Genomic DNA, 15638 nt, shown 5'->3' on the forward strand with positions numbered 1-15638 from the left:
TTGCATTAGAACAAAAGCAGCAAAGTAATAGCGGGAGAGCTTGGTGCATTAGAACGACGATGACGCCAGCGCCGAAGGAGCAACAGCCCCGGAAACTCTCAGGCAACCGGACCGCTATCACCATCACTTTCCGAAGAGCGGCTGATGACTGCGTCACTCAGCCCACCGAAGGAGCAAGCGCACCCAACGGATGCGTGAATCTCTCAGGTTCCATGACGGAAGGGGTACGCCAACAGCTACGCCGTTAGGTGGTATTCCCGACGCTCATACAATCTGGAGAGACACATGCAACGCATTGCCGTTATCGGTGGAGGCATCACCGGCATTACCAGCGCTTACGCCCTGGCCAAACGTGGCTATCATGTCACCGTCTTTGAAAAGCATCGTTACGCCGCCATGGAGACCTCGTTCGCCAACGGCGGTCAGCTCTCGGCTTCGAATGCCGAAGTGTGGAACCACTGGCCCACCGTGATCAAGGGCATGCGCTGGATGCTCAAAAACGATGCCCCGCTGCTGGTCAACCCTCGCCCGAGCTGGCACAAGCTCAGCTGGTTTGGCGAATTTATCGCCTCGATTCCCCACTACTCTGAGAACACTACCGAGACCGCGCGACTGGCGATTGCGGCACGCGAGCATCTGTTTCAGTGGGCGCAGGAAGAGCAAATCGATTTTGATTTAAAGCAGAAAGGTATTCTGCATATTTACCGCGATAAAGCGGGCTACGACCACGCCGCTAAGGTCTCCAGGCTGCTCAGCAAAGGCGGCCTGGAGCGTCGCGCGGTAACCCCTGACGAGATGCGCACTATCGAGCCGACGCTGGCGGGCAACTACTATGGTGGCTTCTTCACCGAAAGCGATGCCACGGGTGATATTCATAAGTTTACCCACGGCCTAGCTCAAGCCGCCGAGCGCCGTGGTGTAACGCTTAAATATGGCCACAGCGTGCAGGATCTCGGCGCGGACGAACAGCACGCATGGGTCACCGCCACCATTGAAGGCGAGGCTGACGGTGAACCGGTGCGTGAAACATTCGATAGCGTGGTGGTCTGCGCCGGGGTGGGCAGCCGTACCCTGGCTGCCAAGCTGGGAGACCGGGTCAATATCTACCCAGTCAAAGGCTACTCCATTACCGTGCAGCTTGACGATGCCGCCTCCCAGCAGGCCGCCCCCACCGTAAGCCTACTCGATGATGAAACCAAACTGGTGACCAGCCGCCTGGGCGATGACCGCTTTCGTATTGCCGGTACCGCCGAGTTCAACGGTTTCAATCGCGATATCCGCGACAACCGTATCCGCCCGCTGATCCGCTGGGTGGAAGAGTGCTTCCCCGGCGTCAGCACTCGACGCGTGGTGCCTTGGGCAGGCCTGCGCCCAATGCTTCCCAACATGCTGCCCAAGGTCGGCCCCGGCAAATTACCCACGGTGTTCTACAACACCGGCCACGGCCACCTGGGCTGGACACTCTCTGCGATTACCGCCGATATGCTGGCGGATGCGGTGGAGGCAGAGGAAGAAGCAACGACGCCAACGAGAGCATCACACTCAGTGTGACGTGCTGACACAAACCAGGAGGGACATTCCCTCCTTATTCATTAAACGGCAGGCGCTTTGGCAATAATGCGCTTGGCTGCCTCACCGCGGGCAAGGTTGGCATGGGCGGGGGCAATGGTACACAGACTGGCAGCCTGGGCTTGAATCGCGCTCACCACTTTTGTGTGTTGGTGACCGATATTGGTATTCACTAATTGACTACTAAAATCCAAATACGACTGTCCTGCATAATCCCATACCCGGCATCCTTGAGCGCCCGCGATAACCATGGGATCTAAACTGCCTTGCTGTGCCCAGGAGTGGAACACATACTGACGGTCCAGGCTGTGTACATAGCGGTTATCCGCATCCTGTTGGGTTGGGTAAGAAGCGGCAAGATTGGCATTCATAACAAGCACCCTGTTTAATCCATAAGGAAATAGCGTGCTTGCCAGCCTAGTGAGTTCGACCCATTAAGCTGTAGGGCCAATCATCACGTACCCAGGGGACAGATGCGATGTCACACCGGCTATTGCCAACTGGCTCTAGAGGCTTGAGTCAGCGTTGCTTACAGTGAACACTGTTGTTTTAAATGTGTTTATAAACATGGAGATATTATAATGCCTAGCGTACTTATCACAGGAGCTACTTCAGGGTTTGGTAAAGCGGCAGCACAGCGCTTCGCCAAAGCAGGCTGGTCGTTGATCCTCACCGGTCGCCGCCAGGAACGCTTAGATGCACTGGAAAAAGAGCTAAGCCAGCAGGTTCCAGTACTTACACTGGCACTGGATGTCCGCGACAGCGACGCAGTGACTGACACTATTAGCAACCTGCCGGAAAGCTTTCTGCCGCTGACGTGCCTGATCAACAATGCAGGGTTAGCGCTAGCGCCGGAGCCAGCGCAAAAAGTCGCGCTGCAGGATTGGCACACCATGATCGATACCAACATCACCGGGTTGGTCAACGTCACCCACGCGGCATTGCCGCTACTGCTCAAAAACAGCGAAGGTGCGAGCATTCTTAATTTAGGCTCAGTCGCAGGCCAGTGGCCGTATCCGGGCGGGCATGTGTATGGGGCGTCAAAAGCGTTTGTTCAGCAGTTTAGTTATAACCTGCGCTGCGACCTGCTAGGAACAGGTGTCCGCGTGACCGATCTTGCCCCCGGCATGGCAGAAACCGAGTTTACGCTGGTAAGAACCAAGGGCAATCAGGCCGCGTCAGACGCGCTTTATAAAGGAACAACGCCTCTTCAAGCGGAAGATATTGCCGAGCAGCTTTTCTATCTAGCGACACTGCCCGCCCATATCAATATTAATCGGTTGGAAATCATGCCGGTGCGGCAAGCGTGGTCAGCATTTGCCATTGACCGCGACCCGGCTTAAGCCTGCTTCGCTGAAGACAACAAGCCGCCTGTTGATACCCGGTCACGCCCTTTATTTTTAGCGAGATAAAGGGCGTTATCGACTCGCTTCATGACGCTTTTAACCGACTCTTGCGAATGAACCTCTACCACCCCAAAGCTTGCCGTGACGCTGCTTTGAAGCGGAAAAGCGGTATGTTTGATCGCGCCTCGGATTTTGTCGGCAAGCCGTACAGCCTGTTCAAGCGAGGTTTCAGGCGCTAAAAGCATAAACTCCTCACCGCCCCAGCGCGCGCAGCAGTCTGCTTTACGCAAATTACGCTTCAGCAGATCGGCAAGCTCCATTAGTACTTGGTCACCGACACCGTGCCCATAGCTATCGTTGATATCTTTAAAGTAATCAAGATCAAGCATGATTAAAGATAAGGGACGAGAGTAGCGGTGCTGTCGGTTGAACTCGTTTTTAAGCACCATATCGAACTGCGATCGATTAACCAATCCAGTCAGCATATCGGTCGTTGCTAACCGCTCAAGCTGAGCCTCTTTTTCCATCTGCTCAGTAACATCGCGCTGGGTTAATACCAGCGTGAACTGCCCATTATGGCATGTCCCCATCGCCGTAATTCGCCACTCAACATGACGGCGTTTGCCATCATGATGGCGGGATACTTCGCGACCACTGATGCCTTCAAAAGCACCGTGAGCACTGTCTTTTAGCGGGTGTAGTGCTTCAAGCAGCTGTGCGAAAATATGGCGGTTAGCGGCTTCCTGCTGCACAACCACGGGGGGAGCACCCAACCACGCTTCGCGGCTGCCGCCCCATAAACGCTGGTAGTCAGTATTGACATCGACGATGTGGATTCCTGGCGAGCCGGTCTGCACGCTCAGAATCGCCACCGCGTGGCCTGGCCGATCGCCATCTGCGTCCAACCCTGGACGCGAATAGTGCTGGTACATTCTATTTACTCATCCCTGTGAAATAGTCGTGCGGTCATATGGCTAAAAACATCATAGCTGCCATATTGTTAGGCATCAGCACCATTGCCATATCTATGCGGGTACTCACCTCTGCCACCGCGAGATTTCACGCCATATTTAACACCAAAGTTACTCTAATGATATTATTCATTACAATTCATTAACATAACGTAGGCTATGTCTCCCCAAAAAACAAATACCGATAGGGTCTTTTGTTCAGAACATGCTTTTCAGCAATGGTTGCGTCGAAGCAGGCATTCACCGCCAAACTAGCTCCGCTGCTCCAATACGCCGATCACTTCAGGCACCGCCAGCGAACTATCGCCGATTGATGTATAAAGCGCATGAACGGCTCCGGCAACTCCACGCTCTACTCCCAGCTCATTGGTCATGGTGTGATAGTAACCGAGGTCCTTGCTGGCATTGGCAACCGTAAATCTGAAACCCGAAGGGTCATTTTCAGCAATGTAAGGGCGTAACCGCTCAAGCACCACCCCGCCCCCACCGCCGGCCCCAAGCACCTCTAGTAAGGCGGTATCACTTATTCCCGCTTTACGAGAAGCAGCCGTGGCTTCGGCTAGCACCGCAGAAAAACCTAACGAGACAAAGTTATGCAGTAACTTAAGGGTGTGGCCTGCACCGACGTCACCCGCATGGGCAATATTTTCAGCAAAGCCCTCCAATAGCGGCAATATTTCATCAAACAACGCCTTCGGGGCGCCAACAATCAAGTTAAGCCGTCCTTCCTCCGCCTCTTTCGGCGTGCGCGTCATGGCCGCATCCATAAAGCGCCCGCCCGCCTCCGTGACTCGGGCAGCGACTTTTTCTGTCGAACTAGGTAGAGCAGTGGAGCAATCCACAACAACACTGCCAGGGGTTAGGCCTTCTAATACACCGTTGGGTTCAAACAGCACGGCTTCTACTTGAGGTGAGCCGGTAACGCACAGAATCACCACCTCTGTGCTCTGGGCCACTTCCCGACCAGAACTCAGCGCGGTGGCGCCAGCGGCCACTAGGTCATCCACTGGCTGATTACCCGGGTGTTCAAGAAAACACACCTGATGGCCTGCACGTAGCAGGCTGCTGGCGATCCCATGGCCCATCAGGCCCACGCCGACGATGCCTACCTGGCGAGATGTTGTCATTGTGATAGCTCCTTTTAAGTAGATGGCGTGCTAGCCGTGCTTGATAGCGACGGTCTTGATCCGTGTATAGCTTCTCAGCCCTTCAAAGCCCTTTTCCCGGCCATGTCCTGAACGTCCAACGCCACCAAAGGGTAGCTCTACGCCGCCGGCAGCGCCGTAGTTATTGATGAACACCTGACCACTACGAATACCTTTCGCCATGCGTAGCTGACGTCCGCCGTCACGCGTCCAGATACCGGCACACAGGCCAAAATCGGTGGCATTAGCGAGTGCAAGCGCTTCGGCTTCATCCTCGAACACCTGCACCACCAGTACCGGCCCAAACAGCTCTTCGCGCAGTACTTCATGCCCGTCCGGAATATCGGTCAGCAGTTGAGGCAGTACAAAGTGACCTCCACCCGGCGCGCTCGACGCTAGCTCTCCTATGGCCGCAACGCGAATGCCATCGGCTTTGGCCGCCGACAAACGTTCTTCCAGTTTGGCTTTTTGGCGCGCATTGATCAGCGGGCCACAGTCGGCATCGGCTTCACCTGCATCACAGCGCAAAGCAGCAAAGCGCTCACAAAGATTTGCTATCACGCTATCGGCGATTTCACGCTGCACCAGCAGGCGGCTACCCGCTGAACAGGTCTGCCCGGCGTTCTGAACAATGCCGCGCACCACTGCCGGAAGCGCTGCATCAAGATCCGCATCGGCAAACACGAGTTGAGGTGACTTCCCACCTAGCTCCAACGTGACCGGCACATGGTGCTGGGCAGCCGCTTGGGCGACATGGGTACCGGTCTCAGGTGAGCCTGTAAAAGAGAGGTGATCAATCTGGGGATGCGCGGCAAGCGCTGCGCCCGCTTCATATCCAAGCCCTGGCACAACGTTGAGTGCACCGGCGGGGAGGCCATGGCTCACCGCCAGTTCTGCCAAGCGCAGCACGCTCAAACAGGCATCTTCGGCGGGCTTAAGCACCACGCAATTGTCTGCTGCCAGCGCGGCAGCCACGCAGCGTCCGAATATCTGAGAGGGGTAGTTCCAAGGAATAATCTGGGCACATACGCCGTAGGGCTCGCGCAGTGTCATGACCGCAAAGTCGGTTTCAAAGGGGATGGTTTCACCGTGAAGCTTATCCGCCGCGCCGCCATAAAAGCGGAAGTAGCGAGCACAGGCGGCTATATCCCCTTTGGCTTGCGTCATCGGCTTACCGGTATCGGCGCACTCCAGCTGGGCTAACTGTTCGTGGTGCGCCTCGATCACATCGGCAAAGCGCAGCAGCCACTCGCTGCGTTGCCGGGCCGCCCAGCGAGACCACTCGCCCAACTGGCCGGAGAAGGCTTGACGCGCTGCCTGAACGGCGGCATCAACCTCTTCCACTTGGCTACGCGCAATACGCGCTAAAGGCTCACCCGTGGCGGGGGCTTCTACCTGAAGCGTAGCGGCGGTTGTTACCCACTCTCCACCAATCAGCGCCTGCTGTGGCGGCAGGGTCATTGAATGCGACATTAAATACTCCTTTTATTGTCGTTGTTTTTGCTCAATTTAAATAACGAGTGACTAACCATAGAAGATATCCACCAACCCCATGGAAATCCAAGGCATATAGGTAATCGCCATCAGGCAGGCCAGTACCACCAGCACAAAGCGCACCAGCCATGGCAGCATTTGATCAATCGATATTTTGGCGACCGCACAGGCAGCAAACAGGTTCACGCCCAACGGCGGGGTGATCATGCCAAGGGCCAGATTCACCACCATGACCAGGCCGAAATGAACCGGGTGAATACCAAACTGAATAGCGATTGGCGTCAAGATCGGTGCCAGTACCAAAATAGCGGCGGAGGTTTCGATAAACATGCCGACAACCAATAGCAAGGCATTGACCACCAGCAGAAACATCAGCGGGTCGTTGATGGTGTTGGTCACTAGGGTAGCGATTTGCGCAGGCAGCCCCGTTCGGCTGAGCAGAAAGCTGAAGAGCGAGGCGGCGGCAATAATCAGCATGACCGCAGCGGTAGAGACAACGCTCTGGCGCATAATTGGCCAGAGGTCATCGGCCTTCAGTTCACGGTAGTAGAAACCACCCACGATCAGCGCAAAAAACACAGCCACGGCGGAGGCTTCCGTCGGGGTAAATACCCCACCGTAGATACCGCCAATTACGACCACCGGCATCAACATCGCGACCCAGGCACGCTTCACCGAGATCATAAAACCGGTGCTGTCTTTATAGTCGTCCTTTCCGTAACCCCGCACCTTGCAGAACAGGTAAAGAAAGAGGATCAGCGCGCTGCCAATCAGTATGCCGGGGCCGATGCCCGCTAGAAACAGCTGCCCGATTGAGGTATCGGTACTCACGCCGTAAAGGATCAATGGGATCGAGGGCGGGATCAGCACCCCAAGCTCTGCAGAGGAAGCCTGTATGGAGGCGGCCAGCGGCCTGGGATAGCCATGCTTGACCATGGCCGGAATCAGAATGGCACCAATGGCAAAGGTAGTTGCCACGCTGGAACCGGACACCGCTGCAAACATCATGCAGGTCAGTACGCAGGACATCGCTAGCCCGCCCTGCACGCGCCCAACGATGGATTTGGCCAAGTCGACTAACCGTTGAGATATCCCTCCCGCCGCCATCAAGTTACCGGCAAGAATAAAAAACGGGATCGCCATAAGCGGGAATTTATCGATGCCGATAAACATCTGCTGCGGTACTAATAGCAGCGGCAAGCGGGTAAAAAATTCAATACCGATAATGGATGCCAGAATAATAGAAACGGCAATCGGCACCCCGAAGGTAAATAGAATGATCAGCGACAGGCCAATAACCATATTCATGGCTGCACCTCCCGCTCAGGCCGCGGCGCATCCTGGATTGTTTCAGCCTCCGGCACGATCTCGCTATTTTCAGGGCCTACCTTTTCCCGGCCAGTGAGCTGTGCGAGCAGTCTCGCCACCACGGCGACAATGGCAAAGCAGGAGCCCGTCGGAATCGCCGCATACGCCCACGCCATCGAGATGTTCATTCCCGACATGGTTTGATTGCTCACCCGCATCGTCATTTGGATGCCGTAATGGATCAGCACACCAAGCACCAGCAGACAGCACACCACGATGGCGACTTCCAGTAGTGTCAGAAAGCGCGCGGGCACTACCTTATAAACCACCTCCACTGCCATCATATAGCCACCCCGGAACGTGGCAGCCGCCGCCAGGAAGACGCACCAGATCATCGCCGCACGGGAGGCCACTTCCGTCCAGGTCGAGGGCGCATTGAAGACAAACCGGGTGAGCACTTGATAAAAACTGAGTGTCACCGAGATCGCCAGCATCGCCACTGCAAGCAGCATCGCGAGCCGGGTTAACTGGTGCTCAAAACGAAGAAAGACCGCTAGCATAAGAATTCACCATGCCAAAGCGGCCTCCGGTATGCCGGAGGCCGAGGTGGGGAAGCCAGGGTTACTTAACAACCGCTGGCTGCTTCCTGAACGCGCTCAAGCATTTCTGTGCCGTATTCCGAGGTAAATATCTCGTAGGCGGGCTGTACCGCTTCCTGGAAGGGGGCGATATCGATATCGGTTTTTACCGTCATGCCATTCTCTTCCAGCAGTGCCACCCCTTCACGCTCTAAGCGCGACACCTCTTCGCGGGTCGCTTCGGCAGACGCCGCAGCGGCTTCCATAAACCAGCCACGCTCCTCATCACTCAAGCCGTCCAGCAGAATGGGCGACCCCAGCACGATGGCCGGTGAGTAAACGTGGCCTGTTAGCGAGAGGTAATCCTGCACTTCCCAAAAGTTGGTGGCGACGATGACGGTAATCGGGTTTTCCTGACCATCGACGGTGCCCTGCTGAAGCGCGGTGAACAGCTCAGGGAATGCCATCGGTGTTGGGCGGGCGCCCATTTGGCGGAACGCCTCCTGGTGCACGGCGTTTTCCATGGTGCGTACGCGCAGCCCCTCGGCATCTGCGGGCGTGGCGATCTCGCGTTGGCTATTGGTTAGGTGGCGAAAACCATTTTCAGACCACGCCAAACCCACCAAGTCGTGCTCGCCCATTTTTTCCAACAGCTCATCGCCCAGTTCACTATCCAACACGCAGCGGGCCTGATCGTAGTTCTCAAACAGGAACGGCAGGTCGAGCACGTAGCTTTCCGGTACAAAGTTACCCAGCGGGCCAGTGGAAGTAATGACCACATCGACCGTACCGATCTGCAGGCCTTCGATCATCTCCCGCTCGCCGCCCAGCGACCCAGAGGTGTGCTCGGTGACCGTGAACTCGCCATCGGATAATCGCTCCAGCGTCTCTTTAAACGCATCAGCACCTACCGAGTAGTGCGAGGTCGAGGAGAGTGTATGGCCCAGGTTCACTTCCGTCGCCGCGTGGGCTTGAAGTGCGATACCTGCTGTGGCGATACCGCTAATCGCGGCCACCAGAACATGGCGCTTGAGCGTTGGTGTCATGTGTTGCTTCGTCATTGTCGTGCCCTCTTTATATTGTTTTGAGGGTGGTCGTTGGGGCAACTTACCCGCCTACGGGTGTCGCCCAGGCAGTTTCCTACCGCTGACGGCAGGGCAGAAACTCACTTCGATTCAGTTACGAACGCATTAATGATCTGCTTGAAGTTGTCATCGCCTACAAAGCCAAGCTGCTTGGCTTTCGTGGTTTCAAACCGGGCGGGCCAGCTTGCCACAATGGCTTCAATGCGTGGGTCGGGTTCATGGCGTACCAGTGAAAGCGCTTTTTCTCCCGCGACGTCACCCAGCGCTTTAAGCATTTGGGCCACCGTGACGGTGATGCCCGGCAGCATAAAGGCTCTAAAAGGCGCCAGCACTTCACTCGGCACCTCAGCACCATGAATCAGCGCATCCACCACCTTGCCTGGCGACATCACAAACATCGGAAGCTCAACGGGCACCGGGCAAACCGCCTCTTCGCCATTGAGCGGCTCACGCAGAATGCTGGAAGCAAAGCTGGAGGCCGCGGCGTTCGGTCGGCCAGGACGAATCACAATGGTCGGCAGGCGCAGCACTAGGCCGTCGATAAGCCCACGGCGGCTGTAATCGTTGATGAGCAGCTCACACATGGCTTTTTGGGCGCCGTAGGAATTTTGCGGATGGAGTGCCGTCATATCATCCAACACTTCCGGCAGCTTACCGCCGTATGCCGCCACGGAGCTGGCCATAATCAAGCGAGTATCGGTCAGTGACTGCTTCCGGCAGCCTTCCAACAGCGCCCGCGTGGCATCGAAATTAACCCGCATACCGAGTTCCAAATCGGCTTCTGCGGCAGAGCTCACTACCGCCGCGAGGTGATAAATAACGTCAGGGCGTTGTTCCAGTACGCTATCCAGTGCGCCGGACTCGGTAATATCCAGCGCCCTTGATGTCACAGTGACGTTTCCCGAATCAGGCAAAGGTGCTTCTATCTGATCAATTAGCGTTAGCCGAGTAATCGGCTGCTGGCGAAGCTCACCTCTAGTCAGCAGCTGTTGCACTAACCGTTGGCCTAGAAAGCCTGCCGCACCGGTAATGGCTATATGCATCGTTTTCTCCTATGCACTGTTGTTATTGTTTGCGTTTTTCTCGTTTGTTATTTGGCCTGGCGAATATCAGTGAGTGGTTAGCCCCCAAGCTTCGCCCCACCCTAGCCCCGCACGGGTTTCTGCTTTGGGGCGATACTCACAGCCGACCCAACCGGGGTAGCCCAGCGCACTTAATCGCTCAAAAATAGCGGGATAGTGCACTTCTCCAACATTCGGCTCGTGGCGCTCTGGCACACCTGCGACTTGGATATGGCCGATGGCGCTGAACTGGCGTTCAAGGTGGCGAATCAAATCGCCATCCATGATCTGGCAGTGGTAGAGATCAAACTGTAACTTGAGATTTTCCGCCCCCACTTCTTCCAGCACTGCCATGGCTTGCGCTTGGCGAGACAGGAAAAACCCCGGCATATCGCGGGTATTAATGGGTTCGATGAGTACCTCTCGGCCGACTTTCGCCGCCTCACCCGCCGCAAAACGCAAATTGCGAATATAGGTCACCTGATGCTCAGCTTTCGTCGCGGCATCGGCACCTTCAGGTAACAGGCCAGCCATGGCATGCACGCGGGGACAGTTGAGCGCCTCGGCATAACGCAGTGCCTCTATCACCGAGTCACGAAATTCCCCTTCTCGGCCAGGCAGGCTCGCCAGCCCCCGTTCCCCGTCATCCCAATCTCCCGGCGGCAGGTTGAACAGCACCTGTTCCAATTGCGTTTCCTGCAGCGCATGGCGCAACTCTTCCGGGGAAAACGCATAGGGAAATAGATACTCGACACCTTTAAAGCCCGCGTCCGCAGCGGCCGCAAAGCGATCGATAAAGGCGTGCTCGTTAAACAGCATGCTGAGGTTGGCGGCTAATCGAATCATCGTGGTGCTCTTGTTGTTAAGTACGTCATTGTTAAATGCGCCGCTAATCCCGTGGAAAGCGTGCTTCCAGCTCAGCCACCTGCTCCGGCGTTAGCCCCCGAGGGTTCTCGCCTCGCAACAGAAGATAGAGCTTGGCGGTCTCTTCCAGTTCTTCGGTGGCGTACACCGCCGCCTCAAGGTTTTTCCCCGCTACCACCGGGCCGTGGTTGGCCAGCAGTACCGCGCTGTGTTGACCCGCTAAGCCCCGTACTGCATCGCCCAGTGCTGGATCGCCAGGGATGTGATACGGCACCAGCGGTAGCTTGCCCACCCGCATCACGTAATAGGCGGTCAGCGGCGGAATGCAGTCGCAGGGATCGACTTCCGGCAAGCAGGAGACGGCAACCGAGTGGGTGGAATGAAGATGGACGATAGCGCCGGACTGCGGGCGCTCTTCGTACATGGCCATATGCAAGAACTGCTCTTTGGTGGGCTTATCGCCACTGAGCAGTTGACCGTTGTTATCCAGATGGGAGATGCGCGCCGGGTCTAGTCGCCCCAAGCAGGCATTGGTCGGCGTCATCAGCCAGCCGCCATCGTCTAATCGTACGCTGATATTGCCGCTGGAGCCCATGGTCAGGCCACGATCAAACAGCGATTTGCCCAGGGTGCTGATCTGCTCCCGCAAGCTGTTCTGAGGATGGCGATGCAAGTGGATGCTCATGCCAGCACCTCAAACGCCCGGGTAAAGAAATCGACGCCGCCGAAGTTGCCGGACTTCAGCGCCAACGACAGCGGCGCATCGCGACCAGCTAGCGGGGCTTGGGTCCAGGGCACGCCGGGGTCGATCTGCTCGCCGATGCGCAGAGTGGTAATGCCCAGCGCCGAGACCACCGCACCGGAGGTTTCGCCCCCCGCCACCAGTAACCGGCCTACGCCTTCGTTCACCAGCGTCACCGCTAATTGGCTTAGCGCTTCTTCCACCAGCGCGCCCGCACGTTCTACCCCTAAGGCTTGCTGGGCGGCACTCACCCCGTCAGGATCGGCCGAGGCATAAATCAGTACCGGCGCCTGTTCAGATAGTCGCTGCCGAGCAAACGCCAGCGCTTGCGTCTGCTGTTGTTCACCTTCCGCGAGCGATAAAGGATTCAGGGCAAAGCCACCATCAGGATACTTGGCCAGAAAATCCGCCACCTGGGCCAGTGTGGCGCGGGAACAGCTGCCGGACAGCACCAACGCCCCACCGGAGGCAGGCGATAAACGCCCCGGCTCCGTGATGGTGGCTAACCAGCCCTGGGCACGGTACTGGGCAGGCAATGCCTGCCCCAGGCCAGAACCGCCGGTGACCAAGGGCATTAACACTGTCGCCTCGGCCAGTACGTCCAGATCCTGCTCATCCAGGGAATCACAGATCACATGGCGAACGCCTTGTGCTTCCAGCGCAGATAAATGAGCACGGGTTGACGTTGATCCTTGGGCAAGCACTGCGCGGTTGGCCAACCCCACCGGGTGCGGCGTTTGGCGGGCAAGCACGCGCACTAAGTCCGCATCCTGCATAGGGTTCAATGGGTGGTGCTGCATGCCGCTGTCGTTGAGCAAGCGATCACCCACAAACAGATGGCCCTGATAGACCGTACGGCCGTTAATCGGGAAGGCGGGCACCATCACTGTTTGGTGCGTACCCAGAGCTTCCAGCAACGCATCCGCCACTGGGCCGATATTGCCCTGGTCGGTGGAGTCAAAGGTGGAGCAGTACTTGAAGAACAGCTGGCGGGCACCCTGCTTTTGCAGCCAATCTAACGCAGCGAGCGAATCATTCACCGCCTCATCCACCGGGCAGGAGCGGGATTTTAGTGCCACCACCACCGCATCGATCTCTTGTAGATCAATCTCCTCCGAAGGCACACCAATCACCTGCAGGCAGCGCATGCCGCCGCGCACCAAGTTATTAGCAAGGTCGGTGGCCCCGGTGAAGTCGTCGGCAATAGCGCCTAATACGATGTTCGATCCCATACCCATTTTATCAGGCTCCCTGGGCATCGTTGGCGGCTTCCGGCAAGGCGATGCCGGAGAGCCGCTGATAAACCTTGATCACCGCTGAATCATCTTCACGGCCAAAGCCTGCACCGCTGGCAGCGGTAAACTGCTGCAGAGCGCTGGACGCCACCGGCGTTGCCAACGCCAGCTCGCGGCCGGTTTGATGCACGATATTGAGATCCTTGACGAAGATATCCACCGCGGAAAGCGGCGTGTAGTCACCACTCAGGATATGCGGCACGCGGTTCTCGAACATCCAGGAATTACCCGCCGAGTGGGTAATGACGTCATAAATGACCTCGGGGTCGAGCCCCATACGAATTCCCAGCGCCATGGCTTCGGCAGCGGTGGCAATATGCACGCCAGCCAGCAACTGGTTGACCAGCTTCATACTGGAGCCCACCCCGGGGGCATCGCCAAGGCGATAGACCTTGGCGGCCATGGCATCAAGCACTCCCTGCGCATACGTGAAGGCTTCTGGTGCGCCGGAGGCCATGACCGATAGCTCACCGCTTTTGGCTTTCGCCGCGCCGCCGCTAATCGGCGCATCCAGCATCATTAAACCCTTCGTCGACAAGCGCTCACCTAGCTGTTTGGCTTGACTGGGCGCCACCGTGGCACACTGCATAATCAGGCTTCCCGGTGCCAATTGGCTGGCCACGCCTTGCTCTCCGAACAACACCTGCTCAACCTGAAGGCCGTTAACAACAACCACCAACACAATATGGCAGTGAACAAGCTCGGCAGGTGTTGCAACACTTCTGCCCCCTGCCGCCACGAAGGCATCGCGAGCGTCTGCAGAAATATCGCAGCCCGTGACGTTAAACCCGTGTTGGAGCAATACCGTAGCAGTGCCCATGCCCATGGCACCCAGGCCAATAACGCCTACTTGAAGTGATTGTTGATCGTGTTGACTCACCTGCCGACACCTCGCTTTGTTGAAAGTGTTGTTGTTTTTGTTGCTATCGTCGCGGCGCTGTTCTCCTAATCCTAGCCCGTTGCTGAAAGGCAAATGGTAGCGCTGTCATGATAGCGCTACCATTTGTTTTAGATTATTCTCTGCGTAACGACAAGCTGAACATTAGGGCTCTGCGACCAATGTCTAAAAACTCACCTAACGCTGACTCGCGCGCCAAAAATGTGACAACGCCTGCCCTGCCTAACAACGCTAGGCAGCGACGAAGCTCAGACCAAGTCACGCTCAGCCAAGTGGCACAAGCGGCTGGGGTATCGCCGATCACAGCATCGCGGGCACTGAACTATCCCGATAAAGTTAGCGATAGCGCAAGGCGAAGCGTTCTTCAGGCCGTGGAGAACTTGGGGTACGTACCCAACTTGGTTGCCGGTAGTCTGGCCTCTTCCCGTTCACGGCTTATTGCGGTGATCGTGCCGTCACTGATCAATAGCGTGTTTGTGGAGGTCATCAAGGGGCTGCAGGAAACGCTGGAAGCCGAGGGTTATCAGATACTGCTGGGTAACACCGACTACGATCTAGACCGTGAGTATCAGTTGGTGCGCACGTTTTTAGGCTGGTCCTGTTCGGCGCTGATCACGGCAGGGCTGCGCCATAATTCGGCGTGCCATACGTTGCTGGCGAACTGGGATCACCCCATCATGGAAGTCATGGAACTGGGGCAGGGCATGGATCTTAACGTCGGGCTGGATCACGTGGCCGCCGGCCGCTGTATGGCTACCCATCTGATCGACAAAGGCTACCGCCATATAGTTTATGTGGGCGCACGCTTGGCTCAGGACTACCGCGCCAGCATGCGTTTTGATGGACATAAAGCGGTGCTAAAGGAGAAAGGGATCGACGCCCCACTACTGGAACTAGATACCCTGGGCAGCCTGCAAGCGGGCGCGGAAGGACTGGCCCGAGTGCTCGCGCAATATCCCCATACCCAGGCCATTCACTTTGCCAACGACGACCTAGCAGCAGGCGCCCTGCTGGCTGCTCAACGTCAGGGTCTAAACGTGCCTGGGGATATCGCCATTGCCGGGTTTAACGGCCTGCCACTTGGACAGCACGTGACGCCTCAGCTCACGACCATTCTCTCACCTAGAGAAGAGATGGGCCGCCTCGCCGCCAAGGAGCTTATACGGCGACTAGGCGGCAAAAACGTCTATCGCCGCCAGCACGATGTGGGCTTTACGCTTCAAATCGGCGGCAGTACTTAGGCTCAAGCACGATAGACAGCGCTGGAGCCAGACAGATGTTC

General features: G+C 56.8%; 15 protein-coding genes and 1 riboswitch. Of the genes, 3 read left to right on the plus strand and 12 right to left on the minus strand.

From position 1 onward, the window contains the following. Nucleotides 1–21: 21 nt before the first annotated feature. Nucleotides 22–124, plus strand: a riboswitch (glycine riboswitch). Between the two features lie 161 nt (nt 125–285). Continuing rightward, nucleotides 286–1551, plus strand: a complete 1266-nt coding sequence (locus tag Q3Y66_RS17415) for a D-amino acid dehydrogenase (protein ID WP_008959275.1) — start codon at nt 286–288, stop codon at nt 1549–1551. 41 nt (nt 1552–1592) lie between these two features. Here Q3Y66_RS17415 and Q3Y66_RS17420 read toward each other — a convergent pair whose 3' ends face one another. Then, the gene (locus tag Q3Y66_RS17420; protein ID WP_008959274.1) at nt 1593–1940 is read right to left on the minus strand and encodes an aminotransferase class III-fold pyridoxal phosphate-dependent enzyme; all 348 of its coding nucleotides are present in this window, start codon (nt 1938–1940) and stop codon (nt 1593–1595) included. A 210-nt stretch (nt 1941–2150) separates the two neighbouring features. On the opposite strand from Q3Y66_RS17420, the gene Q3Y66_RS17425 reads away from it, so the two are divergent. Continuing rightward, nucleotides 2151–2912 carry an SDR family NAD(P)-dependent oxidoreductase gene (locus tag Q3Y66_RS17425; RefSeq protein WP_008959273.1) on the plus strand — a complete coding sequence of 254 codons (762 nt, stop codon included), beginning with the start codon at nt 2151–2153 and terminating at the stop codon, nt 2910–2912. On the opposite strand, the gene Q3Y66_RS17430 is transcribed toward Q3Y66_RS17425, so the two are convergent. From Q3Y66_RS17430 to ltnD, 11 genes are all read right to left on the minus strand, one after another. Beyond that, nucleotides 2909–3847: a sensor domain-containing diguanylate cyclase gene (locus tag Q3Y66_RS17430; protein WP_008959272.1), complete on the minus strand. Its 939-nt coding sequence runs from the start codon at nt 3845–3847 to the stop codon at nt 2909–2911. The two genes, Q3Y66_RS17425 and Q3Y66_RS17430, sit on opposite strands and share 4 nt — an antisense overlap. 290 nt (nt 3848–4137) lie before the next feature. Then, complete coding sequence (locus Q3Y66_RS17435) at nt 4138–5013, minus strand: NAD(P)-dependent oxidoreductase (RefSeq protein WP_008959271.1); 876 nt, start codon at nt 5011–5013, stop codon at nt 4138–4140. Between the two features lie 30 nt (nt 5014–5043). Further along, complete coding sequence (locus tag Q3Y66_RS17440; protein ID WP_008959270.1) at nt 5044–6504, minus strand: aldehyde dehydrogenase family protein; 1461 nt, start codon at nt 6502–6504, stop codon at nt 5044–5046. A 51-nt stretch (nt 6505–6555) separates the two neighbouring features. Further along, a complete protein-coding gene (locus Q3Y66_RS17445; RefSeq protein ID WP_008959269.1) occupies nt 6556–7833 on the minus strand; it encodes a TRAP transporter large permease in 1278 nt (425 codons plus the stop codon). After that, complete coding sequence (locus Q3Y66_RS17450; RefSeq protein ID WP_008959268.1) at nt 7830–8393, minus strand: TRAP transporter small permease; 564 nt, start codon at nt 8391–8393, stop codon at nt 7830–7832. The genes Q3Y66_RS17445 and Q3Y66_RS17450 overlap by 4 nt, the downstream gene beginning before the upstream one ends. A gap of 65 nt (nt 8394–8458) precedes the next feature. Further along, on the minus strand, nt 8459–9472 hold the full coding sequence (locus Q3Y66_RS17455) for a TRAP transporter substrate-binding protein (protein ID WP_008959267.1): 1014 nt from the start codon (nt 9470–9472) through the stop codon (nt 8459–8461). Between the two features lie 104 nt (nt 9473–9576). After that, a complete protein-coding gene (gene denD, locus Q3Y66_RS17460) occupies nt 9577–10539 on the minus strand; it encodes a D-erythronate dehydrogenase (protein WP_008959266.1) in 963 nt (320 codons plus the stop codon). Between the two features lie 66 nt (nt 10540–10605). Beyond that, on the minus strand, nt 10606–11403 hold the full coding sequence (gene otnI, locus Q3Y66_RS17465) for a 2-oxo-tetronate isomerase (RefSeq protein ID WP_008959265.1): 798 nt from the start codon (nt 11401–11403) through the stop codon (nt 10606–10608). 43 nt (nt 11404–11446) lie between these two features. Continuing rightward, on the minus strand, nt 11447–12106 hold the full coding sequence (otnC, locus tag Q3Y66_RS17470) for a 3-oxo-tetronate 4-phosphate decarboxylase (protein WP_008959264.1): 660 nt from the start codon (nt 12104–12106) through the stop codon (nt 11447–11449). Further along, on the minus strand, nt 12103–13401 hold the full coding sequence (gene otnK, locus Q3Y66_RS17475; RefSeq protein ID WP_008959263.1) for a 3-oxo-tetronate kinase: 1299 nt from the start codon (nt 13399–13401) through the stop codon (nt 12103–12105). The genes otnC and otnK overlap by 4 nt, the downstream gene beginning before the upstream one ends. Nucleotides 13402–13405: 4 nt before the next feature. Beyond that, entirely contained in the window at nt 13406–14338 is a 933-nt protein-coding gene (gene ltnD, locus Q3Y66_RS17480) for an L-threonate dehydrogenase (protein ID WP_008959262.1), read from the minus strand. A gap of 179 nt (nt 14339–14517) precedes the next feature. Here ltnD and Q3Y66_RS17485 point away from each other — a divergent pair, with 179 nt between their 5' ends. After that, nucleotides 14518–15597, plus strand: coding sequence for a LacI family DNA-binding transcriptional regulator (locus Q3Y66_RS17485; RefSeq protein WP_008959261.1), 1080 nt, complete (start codon nt 14518–14520; stop codon nt 15595–15597). Nucleotides 15598–15638 lie beyond the last annotated feature (41 nt).

Source organism: Halomonas sp. HAL1, assembly GCF_030544485.1.
Classification (GTDB): domain Bacteria; phylum Pseudomonadota; class Gammaproteobacteria; order Pseudomonadales; family Halomonadaceae; genus Vreelandella; species Vreelandella arctica.

Coding starts and splice junctions, on each gene's coding strand:
- otnK (WP_008959263.1), bottom strand. CDS start 13,401: ATGGGTATGGGATCGAACATCGTATTAGGCGCTATTGCCGACGACTTC.
- Q3Y66_RS17485 (WP_008959261.1), top strand. CDS start 14,518: ATGTCTAAAAACTCACCTAACGCTGACTCGCGCGCCAAAAATGTGACA.
- Q3Y66_RS17450 (WP_008959268.1), bottom strand. CDS start 8,393: ATGCTAGCGGTCTTTCTTCGTTTTGAGCACCAGTTAACCCGGCTCGCG.
- denD (WP_008959266.1), bottom strand. CDS start 10,539: ATGCATATAGCCATTACCGGTGCGGCAGGCTTTCTAGGCCAACGGTTA.
- Q3Y66_RS17425 (WP_008959273.1), top strand. CDS start 2,151: ATGCCTAGCGTACTTATCACAGGAGCTACTTCAGGGTTTGGTAAAGCG.
- Q3Y66_RS17445 (WP_008959269.1), bottom strand. CDS start 7,833: ATGAATATGGTTATTGGCCTGTCGCTGATCATTCTATTTACCTTCGGG.
- Q3Y66_RS17440 (WP_008959270.1), bottom strand. CDS start 6,504: ATGTCGCATTCAATGACCCTGCCGCCACAGCAGGCGCTGATTGGTGGA.
- Q3Y66_RS17435 (WP_008959271.1), bottom strand. CDS start 5,013: ATGACAACATCTCGCCAGGTAGGCATCGTCGGCGTGGGCCTGATGGGC.
- Q3Y66_RS17430 (WP_008959272.1), bottom strand. CDS start 3,847: ATGTACCAGCACTATTCGCGTCCAGGGTTGGACGCAGATGGCGATCGG.
- otnI (WP_008959265.1), bottom strand. CDS start 11,403: ATGATTCGATTAGCCGCCAACCTCAGCATGCTGTTTAACGAGCACGCC.
- Q3Y66_RS17420 (WP_008959274.1), bottom strand. CDS start 1,940: ATGAATGCCAATCTTGCCGCTTCTTACCCAACCCAACAGGATGCGGAT.
- otnC (WP_008959264.1), bottom strand. CDS start 12,106: ATGAGCATCCACTTGCATCGCCATCCTCAGAACAGCTTGCGGGAGCAG.
- Q3Y66_RS17455 (WP_008959267.1), bottom strand. CDS start 9,472: ATGACGAAGCAACACATGACACCAACGCTCAAGCGCCATGTTCTGGTG.
- Q3Y66_RS17415 (WP_008959275.1), top strand. CDS start 286: ATGCAACGCATTGCCGTTATCGGTGGAGGCATCACCGGCATTACCAGC.